At 42.0% G+C, this 26,503-nt stretch carries 24 protein-coding genes; 17 read left to right on the top strand and 7 right to left on the bottom strand.

The window, feature by feature from the left end:
• Positions 1-11 precede the first annotated feature (11 nt).
• The 7 genes from galT (at position 12) to MHI35_RS17485 (ending at position 8,346) form a co-directional block, all read left to right on the top strand.
• Positions 12-1,532 carry a UDP-glucose--hexose-1-phosphate uridylyltransferase gene (gene galT, locus MHI35_RS17515; protein ID WP_335349550.1) on the top strand — a complete coding sequence of 507 codons (1,521 nt, stop codon included), beginning with the start codon at positions 12-14 and terminating at the stop codon, positions 1,530-1,532.
• A gap of 4 nt (positions 1,533-1,536) precedes the next feature.
• A complete protein-coding gene (locus MHI35_RS17510) occupies positions 1,537-2,619 on the top strand; it encodes a M24 family metallopeptidase (protein ID WP_335349551.1) in 1,083 nt (360 codons plus the stop codon).
• 516 nt (positions 2,620-3,135) lie between these two features.
• Positions 3,136-4,092, top strand: a complete 957-nt coding sequence (qoxA, locus tag MHI35_RS17505) for a cytochrome aa3 quinol oxidase subunit II (protein WP_211062824.1) — start codon at positions 3,136-3,138, stop codon at positions 4,090-4,092.
• A gap of 27 nt (positions 4,093-4,119) precedes the next feature.
• A complete protein-coding gene (gene qoxB / locus MHI35_RS17500) occupies positions 4,120-6,078 on the top strand; it encodes a cytochrome aa3 quinol oxidase subunit I (protein ID WP_003215069.1) in 1,959 nt (652 codons plus the stop codon).
• Positions 6,078-6,695: a cytochrome aa3 quinol oxidase subunit III gene (gene qoxC, locus MHI35_RS17495; RefSeq protein WP_012011668.1), complete on the top strand. Its 618-nt coding sequence runs from the start codon at positions 6,078-6,080 to the stop codon at positions 6,693-6,695. The genes qoxB and qoxC overlap by 1 nt, the downstream gene beginning before the upstream one ends.
• Position 6,696: 1 nt before the next feature.
• Complete coding sequence (qoxD, locus tag MHI35_RS17490) at positions 6,697-7,077, top strand: cytochrome aa3 quinol oxidase subunit IV (protein WP_012011667.1); 381 nt, start codon at positions 6,697-6,699, stop codon at positions 7,075-7,077.
• A 118-nt stretch (positions 7,078-7,195) separates the two neighbouring features.
• Positions 7,196-8,346, top strand: a protein-coding gene (locus MHI35_RS17485; RefSeq protein WP_340991683.1) for an IS3 family transposase whose coding sequence is annotated in 2 segments (ribosomal slippage) — positions 7,196-7,469 and positions 7,469-8,346 — 1,152 coding nt in all. Because the reading frame shifts where the segments join, the coding sequence is not laid out codon by codon here.
• 100 nt (positions 8,347-8,446) lie between these two features.
• Here the strand turns inward: MHI35_RS17485 and MHI35_RS17480 are convergent.
• Complete coding sequence (locus MHI35_RS17480) at positions 8,447-8,713, bottom strand: spore morphogenesis/germination protein YwcE (RefSeq protein ID WP_003215279.1); 267 nt, start codon at positions 8,711-8,713, stop codon at positions 8,447-8,449.
• Positions 8,714-9,189: 476 nt separating this feature from the next.
• Here MHI35_RS17480 and MHI35_RS17475 point away from each other — a divergent pair, with 476 nt between their 5' ends.
• From MHI35_RS17475 to MHI35_RS17465, 3 genes are all read left to right on the top strand, one after another.
• Positions 9,190-10,401: an FtsW/RodA/SpoVE family cell cycle protein gene (locus MHI35_RS17475; protein ID WP_144520124.1), complete on the top strand. Its 1,212-nt coding sequence runs from the start codon at positions 9,190-9,192 to the stop codon at positions 10,399-10,401.
• A 110-nt stretch (positions 10,402-10,511) separates the two neighbouring features.
• Positions 10,512-11,261 carry an oxygen-insensitive NADPH nitroreductase gene (gene nfsA, locus MHI35_RS17470; protein ID WP_335349764.1) on the top strand — a complete coding sequence of 250 codons (750 nt, stop codon included), beginning with the start codon at positions 10,512-10,514 and terminating at the stop codon, positions 11,259-11,261.
• A 55-nt stretch (positions 11,262-11,316) separates the two neighbouring features.
• Positions 11,317-12,318 (top strand): LLM class flavin-dependent oxidoreductase, encoded by a 1,002-nt coding sequence (locus MHI35_RS17465; protein WP_335349765.1) that lies wholly within the window; start codon positions 11,317-11,319, stop codon positions 12,316-12,318.
• A gap of 15 nt (positions 12,319-12,333) precedes the next feature.
• On the opposite strand, the gene MHI35_RS17460 is transcribed toward MHI35_RS17465, so the two are convergent.
• Positions 12,334-12,561, bottom strand: coding sequence for a hypothetical protein (locus MHI35_RS17460; RefSeq protein ID WP_335349766.1), 228 nt, complete (start codon positions 12,559-12,561; stop codon positions 12,334-12,336).
• An 81-nt stretch (positions 12,562-12,642) separates the two neighbouring features.
• Positions 12,643-15,069 carry a S8 family peptidase gene (locus MHI35_RS17455; protein ID WP_335349767.1) on the bottom strand — a complete coding sequence of 809 codons (2,427 nt, stop codon included), beginning with the start codon at positions 15,067-15,069 and terminating at the stop codon, positions 12,643-12,645.
• A gap of 500 nt (positions 15,070-15,569) precedes the next feature.
• Here MHI35_RS17455 and MHI35_RS17450 point away from each other — a divergent pair, with 500 nt between their 5' ends.
• The 4 genes from MHI35_RS17450 to MHI35_RS17435 all read left to right on the top strand — a co-directional run bounded on the left by MHI35_RS17450 (position 15,570) and on the right by MHI35_RS17435 (position 19,854).
• Positions 15,570-15,848, top strand: a complete 279-nt coding sequence (locus MHI35_RS17450) for a hypothetical protein (protein ID WP_211062668.1) — start codon at positions 15,570-15,572, stop codon at positions 15,846-15,848.
• A gap of 52 nt (positions 15,849-15,900) precedes the next feature.
• A complete protein-coding gene (locus tag MHI35_RS17445; protein WP_211062667.1) occupies positions 15,901-16,734 on the top strand; it encodes a PRD domain-containing protein in 834 nt (277 codons plus the stop codon).
• Positions 16,735-16,988: 254 nt separating this feature from the next.
• Positions 16,989-18,377 (top strand): sucrose-specific PTS transporter subunit IIBC, encoded by a 1,389-nt coding sequence (locus MHI35_RS17440; RefSeq protein WP_144520145.1) that lies wholly within the window; start codon positions 16,989-16,991, stop codon positions 18,375-18,377.
• A 19-nt stretch (positions 18,378-18,396) separates the two neighbouring features.
• On the top strand, positions 18,397-19,854 hold the full coding sequence (locus MHI35_RS17435) for a sucrose-6-phosphate hydrolase (protein WP_335349768.1): 1,458 nt from the start codon (positions 18,397-18,399) through the stop codon (positions 19,852-19,854).
• Between the two features lie 83 nt (positions 19,855-19,937).
• Here the strand turns inward: MHI35_RS17435 and MHI35_RS17430 are convergent, their stop codons facing one another.
• A complete protein-coding gene (locus MHI35_RS17430; protein ID WP_340991384.1) occupies positions 19,938-21,293 on the bottom strand; it encodes an IS1182 family transposase in 1,356 nt (451 codons plus the stop codon).
• A 273-nt stretch (positions 21,294-21,566) separates the two neighbouring features.
• On the opposite strand from MHI35_RS17430, the gene MHI35_RS17425 reads away from it, so the two are divergent.
• On the top strand, positions 21,567-21,821 hold the full coding sequence (locus MHI35_RS17425; RefSeq protein WP_008359596.1) for a hypothetical protein: 255 nt from the start codon (positions 21,567-21,569) through the stop codon (positions 21,819-21,821).
• Between the two features lie 293 nt (positions 21,822-22,114).
• On the opposite strand, the gene MHI35_RS17420 is transcribed toward MHI35_RS17425, so the two are convergent.
• Together MHI35_RS17420 and MHI35_RS17415 are read right to left on the bottom strand one after the other, a co-directional pair.
• Entirely contained in the window at positions 22,115-22,924 is an 810-nt protein-coding gene (locus MHI35_RS17420; protein WP_012011655.1) for a bifunctional hydroxymethylpyrimidine kinase/phosphomethylpyrimidine kinase, read from the bottom strand.
• 126 nt (positions 22,925-23,050) lie between these two features.
• A complete protein-coding gene (locus MHI35_RS17415; RefSeq protein ID WP_211062664.1) occupies positions 23,051-23,356 on the bottom strand; it encodes a general stress protein in 306 nt (101 codons plus the stop codon).
• A 128-nt stretch (positions 23,357-23,484) separates the two neighbouring features.
• Between MHI35_RS17415 and MHI35_RS17410 the strand changes: the two genes are divergently transcribed.
• Together MHI35_RS17410 and MHI35_RS17405 are read left to right on the top strand one after the other, a co-directional pair.
• Complete coding sequence (locus tag MHI35_RS17410; RefSeq protein WP_335349673.1) at positions 23,485-24,312, top strand: glycosyltransferase family 2 protein; 828 nt, start codon at positions 23,485-23,487, stop codon at positions 24,310-24,312.
• Complete coding sequence (locus MHI35_RS17405) at positions 24,309-24,989, top strand: uracil-DNA glycosylase (RefSeq protein WP_144520163.1); 681 nt, start codon at positions 24,309-24,311, stop codon at positions 24,987-24,989. The genes MHI35_RS17410 and MHI35_RS17405 overlap by 4 nt, the downstream gene beginning before the upstream one ends.
• Positions 24,990-25,022: 33 nt before the next feature.
• Here the strand turns inward: MHI35_RS17405 and MHI35_RS17400 are convergent, their stop codons facing one another.
• Entirely contained in the window at positions 25,023-26,381 is a 1,359-nt protein-coding gene (locus MHI35_RS17400) for an aldehyde dehydrogenase (RefSeq protein WP_144520166.1), read from the bottom strand.
• Between the last annotated feature and the right edge of the window lie 122 nt (positions 26,382-26,503).

Here is a 26,503-nt window from a genome sequence, read left to right as displayed (position 1 = left end):
GGACAGAGGGAATGGCAATTGATATTTTTGAAAAGCTGGAACAGCTGATTCAATACGGGGTTAATAAAGAACTCATGACATCACTAGATATCGAATATACGAGAAATCGATTGCTTGAGGTGCTCAGGCTCGATGAAGCGGAAGCAAGAACGGTCTCAGGAGAAGAAGACCTTGAAGACATCTTAATGCCGATGCTCGATTGGGCAGTAGAAACAGGACTTATTCCTGATGGGACGGATACGTATCGTGATTTACTAGATGCGAAAATCATGGGCTGCTTGGTGGCTCCTCCAAGTATTATCTATGCGAAGTTTGAAGAGAAGCGCAAGCAGGAGGGACCGAAGGCAGCTACGAGCTGGTTCTATGAGATGCAGCAGCATGCCCATTACATTCATACAGGCAGGATCGCCAAAAATGTACAGTGGTTTACACCAACAGACGATGGCGTGCTGGAGATCACCATTAATTTATCAAAGCCAGAAAAGGACCCTAAAGCCATCGCTCAAGCGAAGAAGCTCAGTCAAAAGCAATACCCTCTTTGTCTCCTTTGTAAAGAAAACGTTGGGTTCGAGGGGCGGATCAATCATCCAGCGAGACAGAATCATCGGATAATCCCTGTAACACTCTCAGGCGAATCGTGGTTTCTGCAATTTTCACCTTATGTGTACTACAACGAGCATTGTATAGTGTTCAAAGGCAAACATGAGCCAATGAGCATCACCAAAAAGACCTTTGAACGACTGCTTTCCTTCATATCTATATACCCGCACTATTTCATCGGGTCAAACGCCGACCTTCCGATTGTCGGAGGCAGTATATTAAGTCATGACCATTTTCAAGGCGGTGCACATGAATTTCCAATGGCAAAAGCAGAGATGGAAGAAGTCTTTTCTCTGAATGCCTTTCCAAATGTGCGAGCTGGTATTGTGAAATGGCCGATGTCTGTAATCCGCCTTCGAAGCAGTGAGCGAAAGTCGCTCGCAGACGCAGCAGACTTTATCTTACATGAGTGGAAACTGTATTCAGATGAAGAGGTGGGGGTGATCGCTCATACAGGAGAGACTCCACACAACACCATTACACCTATTGCGCGGCGCCATGGGGATGACTATGAATTAGATTTAGTGCTGCGTAATAACCGTACAAACAAGCAGCACCCAGACGGCATTTTCCATCCACACGAAGAAGTTCACCATATTAAAAAAGAGAATATCGGATTAATTGAAGTCATGGGCCTTGCTGTGCTTCCTGGTAGATTAGCAGAGGAGTTAAGTCAATTAAAAGAGGCTTTGCTATCCGAAAGCCCACTTGAAGAAATCAAAGTCCGTCCTGAAATCATGAAGCACGAGGCTTGGGCAAAGCGGCTACTTGAAGAGAACAGCTTTACAGAGGACAATACCGAAACCATTTTACAAAAAGAAATTGGTGTTATTTTTTCTCGAATTCTCTCGCAGGCGGGTGTGTTTAAAAGAACTGAGCAAGGGAAAACAGCTTTTAACCGTTTCATTCAAACACTTCAAACAGGCAGGTGATTAGATGATTGAACAAGTAAGACAGCTAATGGAAGAAAAGCAGCTTGATGGGGTTTTGATTCAAAAGCGAAATAACTTCTCATGGCTGACAGGCGGAAGAAGGAATCATATTGTGTTAAATACGCCAGAGGGCGTGTGTCAGCTACTCGTCTTAAAAGAAGACATCGTTCTCATTGTGAATCAAATGGAAGAAAAGCGGATCATTGAAGAAGAAATGGCGTACGTCGATCATCCGTTTCAAGTGGTCACAATGGATTGGTATGAGGATGAGACCCCATACATTCAAGAACTCACAAAAGGTAAACGAATTGGGACGGACATTCAAATGGAAGGATTCGAATGGATCGAACCGGATTTGTCGCATGTTCGCTCGATCCTAACTGCTTCACAGCTCAGACAATATGAAAAACTCTGTCATGAAACAGCAGTCATTGTAGAAAGTGTCTGTCAAGAAATCGTTCCAGGGCAGACTGAGAACGAAATTGCTTCGCTTGCTGCTCAAAGAGCCATTGCTCAAGGGATGACGATAGAAGTCCTGCTTGTGGCAACAGATGATCGGATCCATCAATACCGTCACCCGATTCCAACAGATAAAGCCCTTCAAAAGCACGCACTTGTTGTTCTCTGCGCGGAACGGCACGGGCTCGTTGCAAATGTCACAAGGTCTGTTTACTTTGGTCAGCTTCCGAAGGAGCTTGAAGAGAACAAAGAGCGGCTAGCACGAATTGACACTGTCATGAATGCCGCCACACGTCCTGGGAAAACATTAGGTGATGTTTTGAATGCAGGTATTGCTCAGTATGAAAGAGAGGGCTTCCCTGATAGCTGGAAAAAGCTCCATCAAGGGGGAAAAACGGGATTTGTATCTAGGGAAATCATTGCTGTTCCTTCAGCAAAGGAAGAAATTCAGCTGCATCAAGTGTTTACATGGAATCCTTCATTGCCTGGACTGAAATCAGAGGATACGATGGTTGTAGAAAAAGAGGGCAACCGCTTTTTAACGTATACAGGCAAGTGGACGTACATGGACATTGAGCATGAAGGGAACATCTATAGACGACCTGACATCTTAGTGAGAGATGAATAAATGTAGATTGCCGGCGCTGAGCCGGTTTTTTGCTGGAAGTCTTTAGAGAGATTCCACTAATTCAGCATCATTACCAATTCTTACAGCGTATACACAGAGGATCGATACTTTCTTTTCTTGTGAACTTGCGTTAAAATGAGTAAGGTTTTTGTTAAATGTGGGGATGCCTATTTCGAAATTGTTTACCTAGATAAAATTTCATTAAGTTAAATTGAAATTTGACCAAACTTTTTTATTGTGGTAAACCTAAATTTGACAAAGTTCTTGATTGTTTGTCCTTTGCCTTCAACTCTCAACTTTTCAAAATCCTAGAAATTTATTGTGTGTGCAATAATATAAATTTATGTCGAATTTATGACATTTTAATAGAAATCTGTTGAAAAATAAATGAACTTTTGAAAAAAGGGAAGCTAACTCTAACAGATTTTGATAGCATTACAAAGGGAAGAAAAGTTTTCGAAGGCAGATGGCTTTTCACAATTATTCAGCAATTTATACATTATCTAAGGAAGGATGGTGATCTTCTTGTTCAGAGCCATTAAACCTATGCTTTTATTAGCGATGCTCGTGAGTGTTTTTCTATTAGGAGGTTGCAGCAATATCGCTGTTTTAGATCCTAAAGGACCTGTCGCAGCACAACAAAAAGACTTAATCCTTTTATCCATCGGATTCATGCTCTTTATCGTTGGTGCGGTATTTGTACTGTTTACCATCATTTTGGTTAAATACCGTGAGCGTAAGGACGTTGGAAACGCCTCTTATAACCCAGAAATACACGGGAATACGCTTCTAGAAGTTGTCTGGACAGTGATCCCAATATTAATCGTTGCTGCCCTTTCAGTTCCAACTGTAAAAACAATTTACTCTTTGGAAGAGGCACCTCAAGCAACAAGCCATAAAGATCCTCTTGTCGTTTATGCTACAGCTGTTGATTGGAAATGGATTTTCAGCTATCCAGAGGAAAATATTGAGACAGTGAACTACTTAAACATTCCAAAAGATCAGCCGGTTTTATTCAAAATCACTTCTGCTGATACAATGGCATCACTATGGATTCCTCAGCTAGGCGGGGAGAAGTATGCGATGGCTGGAATGGAGATGGAACAATATCTTCAAGCTGATCAAGTTGGCACATATGAAGGAAGAAACGCCAACTTCACAGGCGAGGGCTTTGCTCAGCAAAAATTCAAAGTCAATGCGATGAAGCAGTCTGACTATGATAAATGGGTAAGCAAAACGAAAAAAGAAGCACCGAAGTTAACGAAGAAAACGTATGACTACTTGATGCTTCCTGATGCTGCAGATGTGCAGACATTCTCATCAACACATTTATCCTTTGCGAAGCATGGAGAGGATTCTGAATACGCACTCCAAGCACGCAAACGTTTAGGTTACCAATCAGTTTCTCCGCATTCCAAAACAGATCCTTTCGAGAATGTGAAGAACTATAAAAGAAAACTAGATAATGAATAAACTGACTAAGGAAAGGAGGAGGCCGTTATGCATTTGAAATGGGATGAGTTTTTTGTAACTGGAGACCCATTAATTCTTGGTGCGCAAATTTCTATCGCTCTTACTTCCATTGCTATCGTGTTTGTTTTAACCTACTTTAAAAAGTGGAAATGGCTCTGGAAAGAATGGCTAACATCAGTTGATCATAAAAAGCTTGGGATCATGTATATCCTTGCTGCTGTGATTATGTTCTTCCGCGGTGGGGTAGACGGACTGATGATGCGCGCACAGCTGGCGCTTCCTAATAATACGTTTTTAGATTCCAACCACTATAATGAAATATTCACAACGCATGGTACGATCATGATTCTATTCATGGCGATGCCATTTTTAATTGGTTTAATCAACGTCGTTGTACCTCTTCAAATTGGTGCACGTGACGTTGCATTCCCTTACTTGAACAACCTGAGCTTCTGGACATTTATGGTCGGAGCGATGCTGTTCAACATTTCCTTCGTTATTGGAGGATCACCAAGTGCAGGCTGGACGAGTTACATGCCGCTCGCCGGAAATGACTTCTCGCCAGGACCTGGACAGAACTATTACTTGCTCGGGCTCCAAATTGCAGGTATTGGTACACTTATGACGGGTATTAACTTCATGGTGACCATCTTAAAAATGCGTACAAAAGGTATGACGCTCATGCGTATGCCAATGTTTACATGGACAACATTGATCACGTCTGTCATCATCGTATTCGCATTCCCTGTACTAACAGTTGCTTTAGCACTTATGACATTTGATCGTTTATTCGGTTCTGCATTCTTTACACTCGAAGCAGGCGGTATGCCAATGCTTTGGGCGAACCTTTTCTGGATTTGGGGACATCCTGAGGTATATATCGTTATCCTGCCGGCTTTCGGTATTTTCTCAGAAATCTTTGCGACGTTCTCAAGAAAACAGTTGTTTGGTTACAAAGCGATGGTTGTATCGATTGTGGCAATCTCTGTTCTTAGTTTCCTTGTGTGGGTTCACCACTTCTTTACAATGGGGAACAGTGCAGCGGTTAACTCATTCTTCTCGATTACAACAATGGCGATTTCTGTACCAACAGGTGTGAAAATCTTTAACTGGCTCTTTACGATGTATCGAGGCCGTATCAGTTTTACTTCACCAATGCTTTGGGCACTTGGTTTCATCCCGAACTTTGTTATCGGTGGTGTCACTGGGGTTATGCTTGCGATGGCAGCTGCGGATTACCAGTACCATAATACGTACTTCCTAGTATCCCACTTCCACTATGTATTAATCGCAGGTACTGTCTTTGCATGTTTTGCTGGTCTTGTTTTCTGGTATCCAAAAATGTTTGGTTACAAGTTAAACGAAAGAATCGGCAAATGGTTCTTCTGGGTATTCATGATCGGATTTAACATCTGTTTCTTCCCGCAGTACTTCTTAGGACTGCAAGGAATGCCAAGACGTATTTATACGTACGGACCAGAAGATGGCTGGACTGCACTAAACTTTATTTCAACAATTGGTGCATTTATGATGGGTGTCGGATTCATCATCCTTTGCTACAACATTTACTACAGCTGGAGACACGCGAAACGTGAAGTGTCTGGAGACAGCTGGGGAGAAGGACGTACTCTTGACTGGGCGACATCTTCTGCAATTCCGCCGCATTATAACTTTGCAGCACTTCCAGAAGTGACAACACCAGATGCATTCCATCATTGGAAGCAAAACAATGTAGACGTTCATCCTGAGAAAGAATTCAAGAAAATTCACATGCCGCACAATTCAGGTAGACCGCTTATCATGTCTGCATTCTTCGGACTTGGAGCATTCGGTCTTGTATTTGAATGGTACTGGATTGGCGTTATTGGCTTAATCGGTGTATTCGCAACAATGATTTTACGTTCATTTGAATATGACGATGGCTACTATATTCCTGTTGAAGAAGTGATTGAAACAGAGAAAAAGAATAAGGAGGCGCAGAAGTAATGGGACATAATGATAGCAGCTATGCAAATGCACCGCTTGAATATCAGTCTGAAACGGGACGTTTAAACATCCTTGGTTTCTGGATATTCCTTGGCGCGGAAATCGTGTTATTCTCAACACTTTTTGCGACCTACTTTGTTCTTCATGGCAGAACAGCTGGCGGCGTTTTACCAGCTGAGCTGTTTGATATGAAGCTTGTATTGATCATGACATTCCTGCTATTGGTTAGTTCATTTACGTGTGGGATTGCTGTTCATGAAATGCGACGTGGAAGTACAAAAGGGGTTGTCATTTGGACGATTCTCACACTGCTTCTAGGTGCAGGATTTGTTGGATTTGAGCTTTTTGAGTTCTTCCATTATGTACACGAGGGTGCGAGCATCCATACAAGTGCGTATTGGTCTGCATTCTTTGTACTCTTAGGAACTCACGGATTACACGTATCTATCGGTATCTTCTGGATTACCGGGGTGTTGTTCCAAATTAAAAAACGTGGATTAACTCCACAAACAGCATCGAAGATTTTTATCTCAAGTCTATACTGGCATTTCCTTGATGTTGTATGGATCTTCATCTTCACAGCTGTTTACTTGATCGGATTAGGGGGGCTTTTGTGATATGGCTGGAAAAACACATTCCTCAGCAGAGCACGAACACTTCCCTTGGAAACACGTAGTTGGCTTCATTCTATCCATCGTACTAACCGTTTTAGCATTCTGGATTGCTATTGGAGCTGAAATTGGCAGTTCTGCAAAACTATGGATTATCTTTGGTTTTGCTTTCATTCAAGCGTTCTTGCAGCTATTTATGTTTATGCACATGACAGAAAGCGAGAACGGAACTGTTCAAGTCGGAAATACATTGTTTGGTCTGTTTTGTGCGATTATCTTCGTTATCGGATCTGTTTGGATCTTTGCGGCTCACTACAGCCACGGAGAGAACAGCAAAGACGGTTATTCACCTTCTGCGCCAAAGCAATCTGAGCACTCAGAGAAATAATAAAAAAACCACTCATCTCTCAAGGAACTGACCCCATAAGATGAGACAAATAAAAAACACCTTCAAGTTTGAAAGCGGATCGTTGTGATCCGAAATAAAACATGGAGGTGTTTTTTCTATGGGGACAAGAGTGAGTTATCCGGTTGAAGTCAAACAGAAGGCTGTGGAAATGAGGTTGGCAGGCGTACCTATGAAAGAGATCATGCAGGAATTGAATATCAAGAATAAGACGCAGGTTCAGACATGGGTGAGATGGCATAAAGCTGGGGATACACACAGGTTCGAACAACCTGTTGGAAAACAATATACCTATGGAAAGGGTCCCGAGTACTCTTCTGAATTAGAGAGACTACAGGCAGAAAATCGCTATTTGAGTCAACAGAATGAAGTTTTAAAAAAGTACAACGAATTGGAAAGGAAGTTGATAAGGAAACGTCAATCAAACTGGTAGAAGAATTTCGCAAAACGATGACGGTACAGGACATCTGTGTCCATTTAGGCATCTTACGTACTTCGTATTATAGATGGAAAAAAGATTTGACTCAGACTCATTCTGAAAGACAACTAGAGAAACAGGTCGGCACGTTGTGCCGAAAGCACAAATATCGATATGGTTATCGGAAAATCACAGCCATACTAAAAATGAGAATGCGTATTAACCATAAAACTGTTCAACGTATCATGCAGAAAAACCAGTGGCAATGCCGGGTTAAAATGAAAAAGCGTAAGAAGAATGGGCAGCCTTATGCCGTAGCTGGTAATATACTGGATCGGAATTTTCAGTCTGATCGCCCTCTTGAAAAACTAGTAACGGACATCACGTATTTGCCTTATGGACAGAAACAATTGTACCTTTCCAGTATATTGGATTTATATAATGGAGAAGTGATTGCTTTTACGATTGGTGATAAGCAGGACACAGACTTTATCTTAAACACACTTAATCAGCTCCCAGCACTTCCTGAGAATTGCGTGTTACATAGCGATCAAGGTTCTGTGTATACATCTTACGAGTATCAGAAAGCTGTTCATATAAAAGGCATTACCATGAGCATGTCCCGTAAAGGGACGCCCGCTGATAATGCCTCCATCGAATCGTTTCATTCCTCACTAAAGTCTGAAACGTTCTATCTTAACAGGATTGATCGCACTACAACCACCATCGTAGAACGCACTGTCAAAGAATACATTTATTATTATAACAACATTCGTATTCAAACGAAACTAAACAACCAATCACCGATAAACTATCGGCAATTGGCTGTATAAAGGTGTTTTGATTCCTGTCTCAAAAACGGGGGTCAGTCCCCAAAGGTGAGTGGTTTTTATCATTGATGTTGATAATGCCCTTCAATAAGTGGGGCGTTATTTATCTGGTGCTACTGAATCTTTTACGAATGAATGGAAGTCCATAAATGAGGAACGCTGCAATGTGTGCCAAAATGACGTTAATGGCAAAGAATGCGATCATGAAGGTATGTCCTGCTGGAGATAAACTGCTTGTCATGTAAAGACCGAAGAAAATCCACATAATCATAATGGGTGGAATAGAAGCTAGTGCAATTTTTCTGTTTTCCAACCATAAAAACAGGGGTGTAGCCGTTGCAATACATAGGTACGCAAAGAACATATCCATCGTATCCAACTCCTTTGTAAGTTGATGTTCAATTCAAATGAGAGGTCAGGATGCAATTGTGTCTGTTTTTAGGAGATATTGTGAACATTTTGTTACAAGTATTATACCACAATTGACTTTGAAGTAAACTCAATAATTGGAAAATGGGCCTTATTCCGTAGAAGGTGGCTTTTTCCTTTTCTCTTCGTACAGCTTATGCTGGTTTAATAATTGCTTGTCATATCGCCACATAGGTCATTGAATTTTCCCCTTAATATCTGTAAAATAATCTTTTTAAAGGACTCATGATCGGTTGAATGGAAAGAGTATAGAGGAATTTTTTCCTATTGTTAGGATGAAAAGTATTTCATTTTTTGAAAAATGATTGGAACCTTTCGGATGTATCTTCCGTCATATTTAAGGTGAGTTGCTTTTGTGAAAATTTCAATCTAATATAAATAAGGGCTTTTATGTTTTGTAATAAGGGTGGTTAGTTCATGAACAAGCAGAATACATCTCCGTACTATCAAGGGGATTTAATTTTTATATTTTTAGCCTTCTTTGCCATTAGTGTCATTGCGATTTATGCTGCGGGTCAATTTGGGCAGTATGGATCTAATGCATGGTCGAGGCAGATTATTTACTACATGGTCGGCGTTATATGTATTGTAGCGATAAATTACTTTGATTTGGAGCAATTAGAGAAGCTAAGTCTCTATATTTTTATAGGCGGCATACTGCTGTTACTTTTTCTGAAAGTCGCTCCTGCACAAATCGGAGGCCATGATTTTGCTCCAATTAAAAATGGTGCAAAAAGCTGGTTTGTGATACCAGGGATTGGAACACTTCAGCCTTCAGAGTTTATGAAAATTGGTTTGATTATGATGCTTGCATCTGTCATCGGCAAGTCAAGCCCTAGAGGAAAACGGACATTAGAAGATGATATCTTCCTACTATTAAAAATTGCTGGGGTGTCAGCTATTCCAGTTGGACTGATTTTCTTACAGGATGCAGGTACGGCAGCTGTCTGTATGTTTATTGTCGTTGTGATGGTGTTTTTATCAGGGGTCAATTGGAAGCTGATTTCTCTCATCGGTTCTGTGGTTGTGCTTTTAGTTGCCGCTGTATTAGCTGTGATCATTCTCTTCCCTGATGTTGCGAAAACAATTGGGATTCAGCAGTATCAGATTAACCGGATTACCGCTTGGCTGCCTGATAGCTCTACGTCAGCCAACCAAGCACAGACTCAGGATGCGTCTGGGTCTGATAAATATCAAGTAGACCAAGCCATTATGGCTATTGGTGCTGGACAGATTTTTGGGAATGGGGTTAAAAACTTAAAAGTCTATGTCCCAGAGGCACAAACAGATATGATTTTCTCCATTATAGGAGAGGCTTTTGGTTTTATTGGCTGTGCGTTTGTTGTGATCATGTTCTTCTTCTTGATCTACCGGCTTGTCGTGTTGATCGACCGTATCCATCCTTATAGCCGATTTGCGTCATTCTTTTGTGTAGGATATACAGCACTTATTGTAATCCATACGTTCCAGAACATTGGGATGAACATCGGCGTAATGCCTGTAACAGGGATTCCGCTCCTATTTATCAGCTTCGGGGGAAGCTCTGTTTTATCTGTTCTCATTGGATTCGGAATTGCTTATAACGCAAGTGTTCAATTAACGAAATACCAAAGTTATTTATTTAAATAAAACGGGTAAGGGCAGTCTAAGCATAGACTGTCTTTTTTCATTTGAGTTTTAATTTTTGAAAAGCCATATGTCTTTGTCTTATGATAGGAGAAGTGAAGGAGGTCTTCGAATTGAACAAAACGATAGAAACGATATTAAATCATCGGTCCATTCGTTCGTTTACAGACGAGCGTTTGTCCGAAGAAGAGGTGCTGACACTCATTAAAAGTGCACAGGCTGCTTCGACATCAAGCTATGTACAGGCGTACAGTATTATTGGTGTGACAGATCAAGAGAAGAAGGCCAAGCTTGCTGAACTGGCTGGGAATCAGCCGTACGTTGAGAAGAATGGGCATTTCTTTGTCTTCTGTGCAGACTTGAAACGCCATGATGATATTGCAAAAAAAGCGGGGAAGAATCATCAGGAGGCGCTTGAGAATACGGAAGCCTTTCTCATTAGCGTCATTGATACGGCGCTCGCTGCGCAAAATATGAGTATAGCCGCAGAATCAATGGGACTTGGGATCTGCTATATTGGCGGCCTGCGCAATCAACTGAGAGAAGTCTCTGATTTGCTTGAAGCACCATCATATGTGTTGCCGTTATTTGGTCTGGTTGTCGGACACCCAGCAAGTCAATCGTCTCAAAAGGAACGACTGCCAGTTGAACTCATTTATCATGAAAATTCATATCAGCAAGATGAAGCGCATGTGGATCGTTATTTAAAAGAATACGATGATCGTATTTCATCCTATTATGAAGAACGGACAAACGGCGAGAGAACAGATACTTGGTCTAAGCAGATGCTTCGCGGCTTTAGTCAGCCAAAGCGTGCCTTCCTTGGGGAATTTGTAAAAGAGAAGGGCTTTAATCGAAAATAAATAGAAATCCCCCTTTCGATGGAGAGAGGGGGATTTCTGTAAGAGGTGCAGTAAGATGAAATTAAGTATACTGGATCAATCTCCTTTAATTGGAGATGCAACACCTGCTGAAGCCTTGAAGCAAACGGTTGAATTGGCAAAACAGGCAGAAAAGTGGGGCTATCACCGTTTTTGGGTATCAGAGCATCACTTTTCAAACCGGCTTGCAGGATCGAGTCCAGAGGTGCTCCTCGGTCATTTATCAGCCGTTACGTCACATATACGTATTGGCTCAGGTGGTGTGATGCTGCCTCACTACAGCGCCTATAAAGTAGCAGAGAACTTCAGAGTTCTCGAGGCTCTCGCTCCTGGCAGAATCGATCTTGGGATTGGACGTGCTCCTGGTGGTATGCCGATTTCCTCCATTGCTCTTCATCATGGTGAACGAAAACGTCTAGGTGATCAATATCCTGAGCAAGTAGAAGAGTTGAAGGTCTATTTACACGACCTAGCAGATGAATTTTATCCACTGCCTCATTTAACCGCTTCTCCGAAAGTAGAGACTGCACCAGAGGTATGGATGCTTGGTTCCTCTGGAGGGAGTGCTAGACTTGCGGCGAAAGCAGGTGCAGGCTATACGTTTGCTCTATTTATCAATGGTGAAGGTGGAGAAGATTCTGTAGAGCAATATATCAACCGGTTCGAACCATCAGCGTTCGGTGATGAGCCGCGCGTTAGTCTGGCGGTCTTCGTTTTATGTGCTGAAACTGAGGAACAGGCAGAAAAACTGGCAGTCAGTTTAGATTTATCTTTACTTGCCAATGAACAGGGGCAAAACCTCGGGGGATTTCCTTCATATGAAAAGGCACAAGTATATTCCTATAGTCCATATGAACAAAAACGTGTGGCTGCCAATCGTCAAAGGATGGTGGTTGGGACGCCATCTTCTGTGAAAAAGCAGCTGACGGCACTAACGAAGGCTTATCGTACAAATGAAGTGATCGCCGTGACCATCACTCACCGCATGCAAGACCGGCTCACATCCTATCGTTTATTAAAAGAAGCCTTTGATGCATAACGTATGTATGTCTAGTTAGCGTCCACGCAGCCAGTAGAGAGGGAAGAGAAGCATCATGATGAAAATAAACGAGGCTGTCACAAGCAAACTAAGCGGGTAAATGAAGGACACATAGACCGTCAGCGCGCATGCTTGATGAAAAGGACGAGGATGTTTCGCATATAAAAGGGTGAAAAAATACACCAAGGTGATCGTTAGAAAAAAAGCAGTAAACAAAGAAACGATCCATAGCAATATCAACATCAGTCTCTCTTTCCTCCATATATGATCAAAAAGCCTTGATGAGCTGATCCGCTCATTCAAGGCTTTTCTTGTGATTCACATTTATTCAGGGTAAATATCGAAAGGTTCCTTCGTTTGAACAGTGTCAGATTTCCCTTTCAAACTTGCATACGCAAGCATTGTATACTCACCAGATTCGAGCTTTTGACCTTGATTGATTGTGCCATTCCATTTTACGCGGTGTTCTCCTTTATCAACATGTTGATAAACACCTGCTTCACCTAAATACTCTCCATCTGTCGAGTAGACGAGGAATGCAAGGTTTTCAGCTCCGCCAGGCAGATAGCTGCTAATGACATAGCTTCCAGCACGGTTATCCGGCTCTACAGAAACAGAAGTGACGCGCGGATAATCAGGTTCTTTTACAATCAATAAAGTTGGAATCTCTGTAACCTTTTTGCCATTTTCGCGAAGGGTAATGCTACCTTGGTACGTTCCTTTTTTGGTTTTACCGTATTTCACTTGTACCGCAGAAGTAAAGGACCCAGTGGAATTCCCTTTGACAGTGATTTTTTTCGTTCCGTTTGTGCTGATGCCGCTGCCATCGAATTTGTAATCAATGGTATACGTTTTCGGTGCTTTTGACAGGTTCTCTACCTTGAATTTCTTCGTTTTGATTTGAACGCCTTTTTCTTTCAAGAAAGTGCCGTAAGAATAACTTGCATCAGAAACGATAGTTGACGCTTGGAGTGATTCGATGATTCGAACACTGCCTGTCCCTTGTGTGTTGTGAGGGAATGGGTTGCCGTTGGCGTCGAATAGTTTTTCTGCTGTATTCATCAGCAATGCTTTAATTTGTTCTGTTGAGTACGGTGGTTTTGCTTGCTTAATGATCGCTGCAACCCCAGCCACATGCGGTGAAGCCATGCTTGTTCCTTGCTTTGAGCCATATCCGTAAGGCTGAGAAGGATCATGCGTTGGGATTGTACTCACAATGCTGACGCCTGGCGCTGATAAATCAGGCTTAATCATCCACGTATCCACAACTGGTCCGCGAGAGGAGAAGTCAGCGACTTGCTCACTAAGCTCTTTGACAAATTGAATGGAGAAAGTCGTTGTATTGTTTCCAGCTTCAATGGCTTTGACAAGCGCCGTTCCTTCAGCTTTTGATAGCTTAATCGTTGGAAGAGCAAGACCTGGTACATCGACTGGGATTTCCCCATCGGTGTTGTTATACATCACAACGCCGATTGCACCAGCAGCTTTTGCATTGTCGACTTTATCAACAAAGGCAATGGCTCCTCGTTCGATCACGGCAACCTTGCCTTTCACATCGATGCTTTCAAATGCTTTTTCGTCACCAATCCCTGCATGGACGAGTGTGACTTGTTTTTGGTCAAGTGCTTTTAAATCACTCTCTTGGTAGTAGCCCATCACTTTTGCAGTAGAATAGTTCGGGAATGTCACATTGTAAAGGCTGTAAGGAAGCTGAGTTGCTCCGACAGATATGGCATCTCTTGACGTGCCGGGGGATCCGACTGTCCAGCTGTTCGGACCGCTGTTTCCATTCGATGTGACAGCGACAACGCCTTCAGACATGGCCCAATCAAGAGCAATACTTGTAGCATAATCAGGGTTATTCACACTGTTTCCAAGAGAGAGGTTCATGACATCTGCTCCATCGGTAACAGCACGGTCGATGCCTGCAAGAACGTTTTCAGTTGTTCCAGAACCGCCTGGCCCAAGAACACGGTACGCAAGAAGTGTGGCATCCTTGGCGACACCTTTAATTTGTCCATTGGCAGCAATTGTCCCTGCGACGTGTGTGCCATGGTCTGTCGATTCACCTCTAGGGTCTCCTTTAGGTGTCTCTTGCGGAGAATAATCGTTATCAACAAAATCATAGCCTTTGTATAAACCAAAGTTTCCTTTTAAATCAGGGTGGGTATAGTCAACTCCAGTATCAATGACAGCGACTTTTACCCCTTTTCCAGAGTAGCCGGAATCCCAAGCTTTTGGTGCACCGATAAATGGAGCGCTTTTATCCATAAGAGGGGAGACATCTTCATTTGGAAGCTGAATGCTTTCCTTTTTCACTTCATCTGTTCGATATGTAACGTCCGGATAAACGGCTTTTACTCCATCAACTGCGAGCAGCTTCGGAATTTCGTTTGCAGGAAGTTTCATAGAGAAACCAGAGAAGACTTTTTCATATTCTTGACGAACACTCGCTTTATCAATTTCTTTGAGTGCTTCATTTTTTACTTTTGTTCGAGATTTTTTGAGGGAGGCTTTTGTTTGAGCTTTGCCTTCTTGCTTTGCTTCAACTAAAGATTTTTCCTTTAATTCAACAATGACAGTGGTATGTTTTTTAGATTTGACATTGATTTCACCAAAGATTTCTGCTTTTTCCAGTTCCACCTGTTTGTTTGATGGAGCGGCAGCAGCCTGTTGACCTGTAAAGAATGTGGATAAAACAAAAATAGTGGAGAACAATAGAACGGAAGAACGAGAGATGACCTTTTTCATTAATTTTCCCCTTTCTAGATGTGTTTTTAGGGAGATAGCCTTTCTTTTTGTGGATAAATAGGAAAGATTCACTGCCCGTTATTAAGTATTCAATACGATGAAAACAATTCCTTTACTAAAATGGTCTTATTTTACATAGTTATAAAGAACTATTTTGTTTATAAAGTCTCACTTATGCACAAACTCCTGTTGATAACTCAATTATTTAGATATATATATGGAAAATAAAAAAATCTCATACACAAAATCTAGTAAGGGGGTGTTGATATGTGGATAAACCCTGTTGATAAGGTGTGCTTATCTTTTGGATATAGTGTGTATAAAATTTTTATTGAAACATCCTCGTACATGATGATCTTCTGCACTTTTCAACAAAACTTCTGAAAACTAGTTTGTTTTTTCACCCAGATTGTGACAAACCTCTCTTTTTTCTCGGGATATGATAGGAGCAGTTGTTTTGCTAGAACTGCTAGATTGTAAGAAAAGCGGAGGGATGTTCAGTGAGGAAATTCAAAAACTGGTTGAGTGTATGGTTTGGTTTCATGATGAATGTGCTTGTGAATCCTGGTGTGATAATGAAGCAGCAAGGTTTTCAGGCGGCCGCAGCGGATGATCGTTTCTTTCAAGTCGAGAAAGAGAGAGAGCTAGAGAAGCTGGCAGAAGAAAAGAACAAGAAGCGCAGGTCAAAGAGAGCGTTTAAGCAAAGTCTGATAATGCTTGATGAGAAGACGACGAGAGAGGCGCGTGCTGGTCCGCTCTTATCTTTACATGGGAGATGAAACAGGGTAAAATCCCACATAAGAAACGTTATCTGGTGGGAGAGGATACCCCTTGAAGATATATAAGATATTGAATAACAATGCAGTGGTTGTAAAGGAAGGTGATCAGGAGAAAATTGTGATGGGGCCCGGAATTGCTTTTCAGAAGGGGAAAAATGACGTCGTTCCCGTTCAAAAAATAGAGAAAATCTTTGTTGTGCGTGAAGAAAATGAGAAATTCAAACAAATTCTTGCGACATTGCCCGAAGCGCATATTGAGGTGGCAGAGCATATCATCAGTTATGCAGAGGGTGAACTGATGATGCCGCTTAGTGATCATATCCACATATCACTGACTGACCATTTATCCTTTGCCATTGAGCGCATTCAAAAGGGCATTGTGCTATATAATAAATTGCTTGGTGAGATCAAAGTCTTATATAAGCAGGAATATGATATTGGAAAGTATGCCATTCGTTATGTAAAGGAGCGGCTCGGGGTTGAACTGCCGGACGATGAGGCAGGGTATGTGGCACTCCATATTCATACGGCCAAAATGAATACGGAGTCTATGAAAAAGACCGTGAAATATACAACGATGATCAAAGAAATGATCGAGCATATAGAAAGCTATTTTCAGCATTCAATTGATGAGGATAGTATTTCCTATCAGCGGCTTGTGACACATTTGAGGTATGCATTAGGCAGGTTGGAATCAAATGAGGCATTTCAAATCATGGATGATGATATGCTGAGTTTTATCCAAACAAAGTATGATTTGGCTTACCAGTGTGCACGTGGACTCGCTGATTTGTTGAAAAATGAATATGAACTTCATCTCCCTGAATCGGAGATCGGCTACATCACGCTGCATGTCCAGCGTCTGCAGGATGCCGAATTGGTTTAGTGGTTGTGCCTGCATGCAGGCTTTTTTGTGTGCACACTACTTTAAATAGTGTATATGGGTCAATAGATTCGAAAAAAGAGGTTGACGTAGGTCACTCTCTTATACTATGATGAAAGCGTAATCAAAACTTGATATTGTGGGATTGTGACTGTCAGGCAGGCAAGACCTAAAATTTGCGTAACGAGGGGACGTGTATGTCCTTATATCGTTGGTGAATTTTAGGTCTTTTTTGCTTTAAAAAAGGAGGAGACAACATGGATTATCAAAAAACAGCCAAAGAATTAACAGAACTATTAGGCGGCAAAGAAAATGTCATCAGTGCCACGCATTGTGCAACAAGACTTAGATTGGTGATGAAAGATGAAGAGCTAATTGACAAAGATGCCATTGAGGAACTTGAAGGGGTAAAGGGGGCGTTCTCAAGCTCGGGGCAATTCCAAATCATTTTTGGAACGGGAGCAGTCAACAAAGTATATGAACCTTTTGCTCGTGAGACAGGCCTTGAGACAGACGACGAGAAACAAAAACCTGTCAGCCATGATGAAGCAGTGAAACAAAAAATGAATCCACTTGCACGTTTTGCAAAGACGCTATCAAATATATTTGTTCCGATCATTCCAGCCATTGTTGCAAGCGGTTTATTAATGGGCCTATTAGGCATGATGAAAGCCTTCAAATGGGCGGATCCAAGCTCCGCGATTTTTCAAATGCTTGATATGTTCTCAAGTGCAGCCTTTATCATTTTGCCGATTTTAATTGGGGTCAGTGCAGCGAAAGAGTTTGGTGGAAATCCGTATTTAGGTGCCGTCATCGGGGGGATTATGATTCACCCGAACCTGCTCAACCCATGGGGACTGACGGATGCGAAACCAGAGTATATGCATTTATTCAATTTTGATATTGCTCTTCTTGGCTACCAAGGAACAGTCATTCCAGTGTTATTGACTGTGTACATCATGTGCCTTGTTGAAAAGAATTTAAGAAAAGTGGTTCCGAACAGTATTGATTTACTTGTGACCCCATTTGTGACGGTGATTGTGACTGGATTTGTGACGTTTATTGCTGTTGGACCGCTTGGAAGAATGCTCGGTACAGGAATTTCGAATGCACTGACATTTATTTATGATCACGCAGGGTTCTTAGCAGGACTCATTTTCGGAGGAGCCTACTCACTCATTGTACTCACAGGGGTTCATCATAGCTTCCATGCGATTGAAGCTGGACTGCTGAATGATATTGGGCGGAACTATTTGCTGCCAATTTGGGCGATGTCCAACGTAGCACAAGGCGGGGCAGGCTTGGCAGTCTTTTTCTTAGCGAAACGTGCGAAAACAAAAGAAATCGCACTTCCTGCAGCTTTCTCTGCTTTCCTAGGGATTACCGAGCCCGTGATATTCGGTGTCAATCTCCGCTATCGTAAGCCGTTTATCGCCGCAATGATTGGAGGCGCATTAGGCGGAGCATTTGTTGTTTTCACAAAGGTAGCCGCCAACGCCTATGGTTTAACAGGTATTCCGATGATTGCGATTGCAGCGCCATTCGGTGTGCAAAATGTGATGAATTATGTGATTGGTATGTTAATCGCTGTTGCGGTCTCATTTACTCTCACCATCATCTTTAAAGTAAAAGAAGTAGAAAAATAATCAAGGAGTGGTCACAGTCATGACAACTACTGACGCAGCACTTCGTCAAAAGGTAGAAGAACGTATTCGAAACTATGAGCATTTGGTGAAAAAAGATGTGTATCGCCAACATTTTCATTTAATGCCGCCAGTTGGTCTTTTAAATGACCCGAATGGGTTGATTCAGTGGAAAGGGGTTTACCACGTTTTTTATCAGTGGCAGCCATTCAAAACGGGACACGGCGCAAAATTTTGGGGCCATTACACATCGACGGATTTAGTGAATTGGCAGCACGAGGAAGCCGCCCTTGCGCCAAGTGATTGGTTTGATCAAAACGGCTGTTATTCTGGCAGTGCAGTCATTGACGATGGACAGATGTATGTGATGTACACTGGCAATGTTCGCGATGAAAAAGGGAACCGCGAGACGTATCAATGTTTAGCTGTTTCAGAAGATGGCATTCATTTTCAGAAAAAAGGTGTTGTGGCGACGCTGCCAGAAGGATTCACTGCCCATTTTCGTGATCCGAAAGTATGGAAGCGAAATGGCCAGTGGTACATGGTTCTAGGTGCACAAAGCCTTGACCTGAAAGGGAATCTTGTCTTGTTTACCTCTGATACTTTAGAGAATTGGACGTTTCAAGGCATCATTGCAGGCAGTGGGAAAAATGGATTAGAGGATTTCGGCTATATGTGGGAATGTCCAGACCTATTTGAATTAGATGGCCGGGAAGTATTGATTGTGTCGCCGCAGGGGCTCAAGCCGGATGGCTTAAAATATCATAATACACATCAATCAGGCTATTTTGTTGGGAAATTGGATGACCATACCTATCAATATACGCACGGAGCGTTTGAGGAACTGGACCGGGGCTTTGACTTCTATGCGCAGCAAACCTTTCTAGACGAATCAGGCAGACGCCTTTTAATCGGATGGATGGGAGTGCCTGATCAAGGAGAAGAGCATCACCCAACGATTTCTTATCAATGGATACACTGCCTCACCATTCCAAGGGAGCTGCGTTTAGATGATGATGGACATCTGATTCAAAAGCCAGTCACTGAGCTTCAGGCGATGAGAACCAACGAACAAGAGCATGTTTTTCATATCAAACGCTCTGTTCAATCGATTCCTGTAGATGATATTACGAGTGCAGAGTTATTCATTGATCAAATTGATACACAAAAAGGGTTTGAATGCTGTATTCGAGCGGCAGCCCGTATTATTTATCATAAAGATGAGGGCAAACTGACACTAGAGCGAGATCGATTTGAAGATCGAACAAAAGAAGTTCGAGAAGTGGCAATAGAGGAATTACACGACCTTCACATCTTTATCGATGCATCGTCAATTGAGATTTTTGTAAACGGGGGCCGAGAAGTATTGACTGCTCGATACTTTCCTTCCCCGGGAAATAAATCGATCTCAATCAGTGGCAGAAATGAAACAAAACTTAAACTAAAAACATGGCATTTACAAAGAAAAGCAGATCATTGATCTGCTTCAGACCGTAGACAAACCCCACCTTTACTTCAAGTAAAAATGGGGTTTTCACTTTTTTTGAAAAAACATCATGTGTTTTACGCTGGACATGGTACTTTCCATGTCCAGTTTGCTAGCTTTTTAAGGTTCATGGCAGCGAAAGTAAGCATCGCTTGCATTGAAACTTTTTTCAGTCCACGAAGTTTCGTCCAACGCATACCATGCTTTTCTTTTGCATCCGCAAAAACGCGTTCAATCGTTTCTTTCCGTTTTGCGTAGATGCTCTTATTTATTTCAGTAAGTCTCAGATTTTCTGCTTCATCTAGGTAACCCTGCCAAATATGCCGATGAATTTGTTTGGTGTGGTTTTGACTTTGGGTACAGTTATCTAAAAACGAGCAGGACTTACATACTTCTGAATCGGACGCATATTGCTTATAACCTTCTCTAGTCGTTGTACGATAAGAGAGAATTTGCCCGTTGGGGCAAATGTAACAATCAAAATATGCATCGTATACGTATTCATTCTTTTTCAAATAACCAGCTTTTGTTCTTGGACGAGTGTATGGCATGACAGGTCTTATCTCTTGATCCATTAAGAACTTAGCGATGTAAGGTGTTTTATATCCCGCATCTACTGCGACTACATTTGGTTTTCCGACTTTCTCTGTCACCTTTGATACGAGTGAATCCAACATACGACTATCATGAACATTTCCGCCTGTGACCAGCGAGCCTAAAATAAATCCTTTTGAATCACAAGCTGTATGAAATGAATAAGCAAATGACTTTTCACGTTCATCCTTTACATAATAGCCACTCTCTGGGTCAGTTGTACTGACTTTCATTTCTTTTTTCTTCTCTTTATTCTGTAGGGGTAACGGCTTTTTTCCATGTTCCTCACGATCAACATTGATCTCCTCATGAAGCTGATTTTGATAACTTCTCGTCTCTACCCGAACGATTTTCTTTTCAAGTTTTTTCTTATTGGCATTCGCTTTGACATGAGTGGAATCAATAAAGGCAATAGACGGGTCAACGAACCCTTTTTTCATCGCTTCTCTTAAGATTCGGTAAAAAATTTCTTCAAATAAATCTGTATCGTGGAAGCGTCTCACGTAGTTTTTACCGAAGGTAGAAAAGTGCGGAATTTTCTCCGAAAACCCATATCCAATAAACCAACGATAAGCCACGTTGGTTTCAATTTCTTTAATGGTTTGACGCATAGAGCGAATACCAAATAGATATTGGATTAAGACCATCTTAATGAGAACAACAGGATCAACACTTGGTCTACCATTATCAGAACTATAATGATCTTTGACAAGATCATAAATGAAGTCGAAATCGATTGCTTGTTCAATTTTCCGCACAAGATGATCTTCAGGCACTAATTCATCTAAAGCCACTACTTCTAATTGATTTCTTCTTTCTTCTTCACGTTTCGATAACATGTTTATCCCCCACAGATTATTGTTATTACCCTTATTATACAAAAAAGCTTGTAGACTTTGTCTACAAGCTGAAGCAGATCATTGATCTGCTTTTTTCTAGTAAATTCAGACCGTATCTTAGGATCTATATCATGTATATACAAGGGTGGTCAGAAGCGGTTTGATGACGTTTTACATATATGATAACAGGTGGAATTATGGTATCATTTTAAAATATATACAGCTGAGGCTGACGTTTATCCAAATGCGGTAGGGCAAAAAGGGGTTGTTTACTTGAATTCAAAACAGCAGCCGACGACTAGAAAACGCTTGGAGACAATGGCAGATCATGTTGAAGATAAACGTGAAGAATATAAAGAATTGCTCATTCAAGTCCAATCTATTCTCGGTGAACCTTCTCTAGAGCAGGAAGAATTAAAAGAGAAGCTGTCAGATACGTATAAACAAATGAAAGAATATGCCTTATTTGTTGAATCTATTGAAGCCTTTATTCGGAAAATGGCAAAAGAATCTGATCAGCAAAAGTAGGTATTCCTTATGGATAAAAGAGTGTACCCAGACGCGGGTATGCTTTTTTTCATGAAATGAAAGGGTCACATCAATTGAAAATAGAAACGTATATTTATTTGGAGGAAAAGAAAAAGCTTGTACCATTTGTGAGTTATTTTATTGAATCTGGTCGTGAGTTCATTCGCTTTCTAAAAACATAGCACCGCAGGTAGATTATTCTGGTTTCACCAATAAATTGGGCGATTTAGAAAACATATGTTAAAAATAAAAACCGATTTGCCTATTAATAAGGCGAATCGGTTTTTTCTATTCTACTTATCAAAACGATGAGCAGAATGCTTGGTTGGTCCGATGTATTCATTTAGCTGGAAAGAGCCTTTGATGGCAGCTGTGATGAATTCTTTTGCTGCATAAATGGCTTCTTTCACGTCTGAGCCGTTTGCCAGTTCAGCTGTGACTGCTGCTGAGAATGTGCAGCCCGCGCCGTGTGTGTATTCTGTGTCGATCTTGTCTGTTTCTAGTCGTTCGAAGGTTTGTCCATCATAAAGCAAATCGATCGCTTTATCTGGGCTTAGCTTACCGCCTCCAGTGATGACCACATACTTGGCACCAAGTTCGTGAATGCGTTTTGCTGCTTCTTCCATTTGTTCGATCGTTTTGATCTCACCGATTCCGCTTAATTGACCTGCTTCGAAAAGGTTAGGCGTAATGACGGTTGCCAGTGGCGTAAGCTTTTCGCGCAGTGCTTCAGCGTGCTCTGGATAAAGCACTTCGTTCGCACCCTTACAAACCATAACAGGATCAATGACGACATTTTTTAAGTCGTATGTTTTGATGGTGTCCGCTGCAAGTTCGATCACGTCGACTGTTGGGAGCATACCTGTTTTCAGCGCATCTACCCCAATGCCTTCTACAATGGTAGAGAGCTGCGCACGGATTGTCGCCGTATCAATTGGAAACACCTGATGATCCCAATGGTTATGTGGATCCATTGCAACGACAACGGTTAAAGCTGTCATCCCATAGACGTTTTTCTCTTGAAACGTTTTTAAATCTGCTTGGATACCTGCACCGCCGCTTGAATCCGAGCCTGCGATGGTGAGTGCTTTATTCATAGACATAGTTGCTGAACCTCCAATGTGATGTGTAACAGTTACTGTTCTATCCCTTATTATAATCAGCTTTTCCATTTATCACAATGAAACGACATAAAAAAGCGTTCCGCCCTAGGAAGAACGCCTTTCCGCTTATCTTTTACAAATCACCAATTTGCCCATTTTCAGTTCGTCTAAAAGTGTTAAGGCTAATTCCTGATCGGCCCCAACTGACATGATTTTGGCCATAAGTTCGTCATCTCGGGTGCGGATGACATTGGCGATTTGATCTAAAATCCCTTGATCGACCGCTGTCATGCTTTTGGCATTCGTATGCTCTGTGACAGTATCAGAGCGTTCTGGATCGTACGCAAAAACAAAAATATCATCCTTTGCTGAACGTATTTGTTCAATGGTCTGTTTTGCTTCTTTGCTATTTTCTACTGTGAAATGTTCCATTGTCATCACTCCTTTTCATCAAAAATTCCCATTTTTACGTCACATCAAACCGCCTTTTATATCATGGGAAGAACGTCATTTTATGTTTTAATGGAAAAAGACGAATCTATTAAAGGAGTAAGCTGAATATGAAGATTTCCCTATTAATTGTGACACATAACCGGCTCGGGGCACTGTGTGAGCTGCTTGAATCTATTACGAGACAAACCCTACAGCCCTTTGAAATTGTGGTTGTGAATGATGCAGGAGAGCGTGTCGAGGTCATTCAGGAACTCTATCCCGAACTTCCGATCCGCTTGATCCATTTAGATGAGAATGTCCAGCATGTGAATGCTAGAAACGTGGGGGTGCGGGAGCTGACAGGCGATGTCATTATGCTGAGTGATGACGATGATTATTTTACACCTTGTCATATTGAACGGATGAGTAAGGCGCTGGAGGATGCCGATTTTGTCTTTTCTGATGCAGAAATTGTGTCATTTGAAGAAAAAGGCGTGACCCGCTTCCCGGTGTCAAGACGTCTGTTTGCGTATACAGCTGCTATTGAGGATATGCGTGTCTTTTCTACATACGTTCCTTCCGGCAGTATGTACAAACGCTCTATACACGATGAGATTGGCTATTTTGATCCAGCGATGCATCATTACTGGGATTGGGACTTTTTCTTACGTGTCACGCAACATGCCCGGATCAAACGAGTGCCTGCTGCCAGTGTGATCTATGCGTTCTTTGACGGCGGTGGAAATCAGTCTAGTGATCTTGGTGAGACAAGAAAGAACTATTTAGATGATCTAAGTGAAAAGCATGGGCTGGGCGATTTGCCGACAGCGAACTTTGCTGTCTTATTAGAAGAACCAGCGATGAAAAAGCGAGAATCAGAGAGTGAGATTGTATGGGACGGAAAACCGATGATCTCAAGATTGGCACAGCAGACACAAGGAGGAGAACCCCAATGAAGCCATTTTTAAATGATAGCTGGTGGGCTGTGATGAAAAGTGAATTTGAACAGCCATATTATCAGGAATTACGTGAATGGATGAAAGAAGAATATCGCACGCAGACCGTTTTTCCGAAACCGGATGACGTTTATCGTGCGCTTCATTTGACGTCTTATGAAGAGGTCAAAGTGGTGGTTTTGGGACAAGACCCTTATCATGGCCCAGATCAGGCACATGGATTAAGCTTTTCTGTTCAGCCTGGCGTGAAGCATCCACCATCGTTGAGAAATATTTTTCAGGAGCTAAAGGATGATCTTGGCTGTCCTGTTCCAAATCACGGCTCACTTGTAAGCTGGGCAGAGCAAGGTGTGCTGCTCTTAAACACTGTGCTGACCGTGAGAAAGGGCGAGGCGAACTCGCATAAAGGCAAAGGCTGGGAACGTGTGACAGACCGCGTGATTGATGCGCTGAATGAACGTGATCAGCCTGTCGTTTTTGTGTTGTGGGGAAGACATGCTCAAAATAAGAAAGAACGCATTGACCAAAACAAGCATTACATCATTGAGTCACCTCATCCAAGTCCTTTTTCAGCAAGAAACGGCTTTTTTGGCAGTCGTCCGTTTTCAAAGGTAAACGCGTATTTAAAGCAAATGGGGACAGAAGAAATTAATTGGTGTATCCAAGATATTGAATAAAAAGAGGACGAGGGGAGAGACCCTTCGTCCTGTTTATTTTAAAAATTTACGAACCAAGTCGAGTCCGTTTTTCGCATTTGGATAACGGAAGGAAAAATCGAAGCGATTGGTTTGGCGCAGGACGCTTTTTTCATGCGTAAACGTAAAGAAGCTTTCTTTCCCATGATATCGTCCCATGCCGCTTTCACCCACGCCTCCGAATGGCAGGTAAGGAGTAGCGACATGCATGAGCGTGTCATTGATACATCCTCCGCCAAATGAGAGATGATCTAGAATATAGGATTCTGTTTCTTTACTTGTTGTAAATAAGTAAAGCGCAAGCGGCTTCGGTCTTGCTTTGATCATATGAGTTGCCTCGTGCAGAGAATCGAAGGTCATGACAGGCAGAATCGGTCCGAAAATTTCCTCCTGCATGACGGGATCTTCCCATGTGATGTGGTCTAAAATGGTCGGTGCAATTTTGAGCTCGTCTTCGTTGCGTTGTCCACCCGTAACGACCGTTCCATTTGAGAGGAATTCGGAAAGCCTGTCAAAATGACGTTGGCTGACATTTTTCCCAAAGTGCGGATGTGTTTCCGGTTGTTCACCATAAAAGTCACGAATACAGGCTGTCATTTCCCGTAAAAGTTCCTCTTTTATGGATTCATGAATAAGCAAATAGTCTGGCGCAATACACGTTTGACCGGCATTGGTAAACTTGCCGAACGTGATTCGTTTTGCCGCTAATTTGATATCTGCATCAGGCATGACGATGCAAGGGCTTTTTCCGCCAAGTTCGAGTGTGACAGGAGTCAAATGCTTTGCGGCGGCTTCCATGACGACTTTGCCGACTGCCACACTTCCTGTAAAGAAGATATAATCAAAGGGCAGTTTCAACAGCTCTGTACTCACATCTACACCGCCTTCTACGACAGTTGCATGGTCTTCTTGAAATACAGGTTCGATTATTGTATTGATTACTTCTGAAACTTGTGGCGTCAGCTCAGACGGTTTTAAAATAACGGCATTCCCCGCAGCAATGGCACCAACTAATGGAGAAAGGGCCAATTGGAAAGGATAGTTCCAAGGAGCAATGATGAGCACACTGCCATAAGGTTCCTTTATAATCATGCTTTTCGACCCGATATGAGTGAGAGGCGTGCGCACGCGTGTTGGCTTTGCCCATTTGTGGAGGTGCTTGATGGTATGATTGATTTCTTCATAAACCATCCCGATCTCTGTTGTGTAGGCTTCCTGTTCGGATTTATGTAAATCATGGGCCAAGGCTTGTAAAATATCCTCTTCATGCTGTTTGATGGCTGTTTTTAAGTCTTTAAGGAGACGGATGCGTTCTTCAACCGGCGGCTTTTGAAAGACTTTTTGTTTCTGAAAAAGAGCAGTGAGTTTATCCATTATTCAATCCTTTCATAAACGATACTGTTTCTTTTATTATGTGTGAAGGGCTATGTCGGGTCAAATAAGAGAGGCGGGTTTGAAAAAATGAACCCATTTCGTTTGTTCATTTGGTAAAATAA

It is taken from the genome of Bacillus sp. FSL K6-3459 (assembly GCF_038003305.1).
GTDB classification, from domain to species: Bacteria; Bacillota; Bacilli; order Bacillales; family Bacillaceae; genus Bacillus; species Bacillus pumilus_O.
The sequence above is the reverse complement of the archived record's forward strand: the minus strand, read 5'-3'. Positions and strand labels throughout refer to the sequence as shown.

Coding starts and splice junctions, on each gene's coding strand:
- MHI35_RS17455 (WP_335349767.1), bottom strand. CDS start 15,069: ATGAAAAAGGTCATCTCTCGTTCTTCCGTTCTATTGTTCTCCACTATT.
- MHI35_RS17435 (WP_335349768.1), top strand. CDS start 18,397: ATGACAACTACTGACGCAGCACTTCGTCAAAAGGTAGAAGAACGTATT.
- qoxB (WP_003215069.1), top strand. CDS start 4,120: ATGCATTTGAAATGGGATGAGTTTTTTGTAACTGGAGACCCATTAATT.
- MHI35_RS17440 (WP_144520145.1), top strand. CDS start 16,989: ATGGATTATCAAAAAACAGCCAAAGAATTAACAGAACTATTAGGCGGC.
- qoxD (WP_012011667.1), top strand. CDS start 6,697: ATGGCTGGAAAAACACATTCCTCAGCAGAGCACGAACACTTCCCTTGG.
- MHI35_RS17405 (WP_144520163.1), top strand. CDS start 24,309: ATGAAGCCATTTTTAAATGATAGCTGGTGGGCTGTGATGAAAAGTGAA.
- MHI35_RS17420 (WP_012011655.1), bottom strand. CDS start 22,924: ATGTCTATGAATAAAGCACTCACCATCGCAGGCTCGGATTCAAGCGGC.
- galT (WP_335349550.1), top strand. CDS start 12: ATGGCAATTGATATTTTTGAAAAGCTGGAACAGCTGATTCAATACGGG.
- MHI35_RS17430 (WP_340991384.1), bottom strand. CDS start 21,293: ATGTTATCGAAACGTGAAGAAGAAAGAAGAAATCAATTAGAAGTAGTG.
- MHI35_RS17480 (WP_003215279.1), bottom strand. CDS start 8,713: ATGGATATGTTCTTTGCGTACCTATGTATTGCAACGGCTACACCCCTG.
- MHI35_RS17415 (WP_211062664.1), bottom strand. CDS start 23,356: ATGGAACATTTCACAGTAGAAAATAGCAAAGAAGCAAAACAGACCATT.
- MHI35_RS17475 (WP_144520124.1), top strand. CDS start 9,190: ATGAACAAGCAGAATACATCTCCGTACTATCAAGGGGATTTAATTTTT.
- MHI35_RS17465 (WP_335349765.1), top strand. CDS start 11,317: ATGAAATTAAGTATACTGGATCAATCTCCTTTAATTGGAGATGCAACA.
- MHI35_RS17510 (WP_335349551.1), top strand. CDS start 1,537: ATGATTGAACAAGTAAGACAGCTAATGGAAGAAAAGCAGCTTGATGGG.
- MHI35_RS17410 (WP_335349673.1), top strand. CDS start 23,485: ATGAAGATTTCCCTATTAATTGTGACACATAACCGGCTCGGGGCACTG.
- qoxC (WP_012011668.1), top strand. CDS start 6,078: ATGGGACATAATGATAGCAGCTATGCAAATGCACCGCTTGAATATCAG.
- MHI35_RS17460 (WP_335349766.1), bottom strand. CDS start 12,561: ATGTTGATATTGCTATGGATCGTTTCTTTGTTTACTGCTTTTTTTCTA.
- MHI35_RS17400 (WP_144520166.1), bottom strand. CDS start 26,381: ATGGATAAACTCACTGCTCTTTTTCAGAAACAAAAAGTCTTTCAAAAG.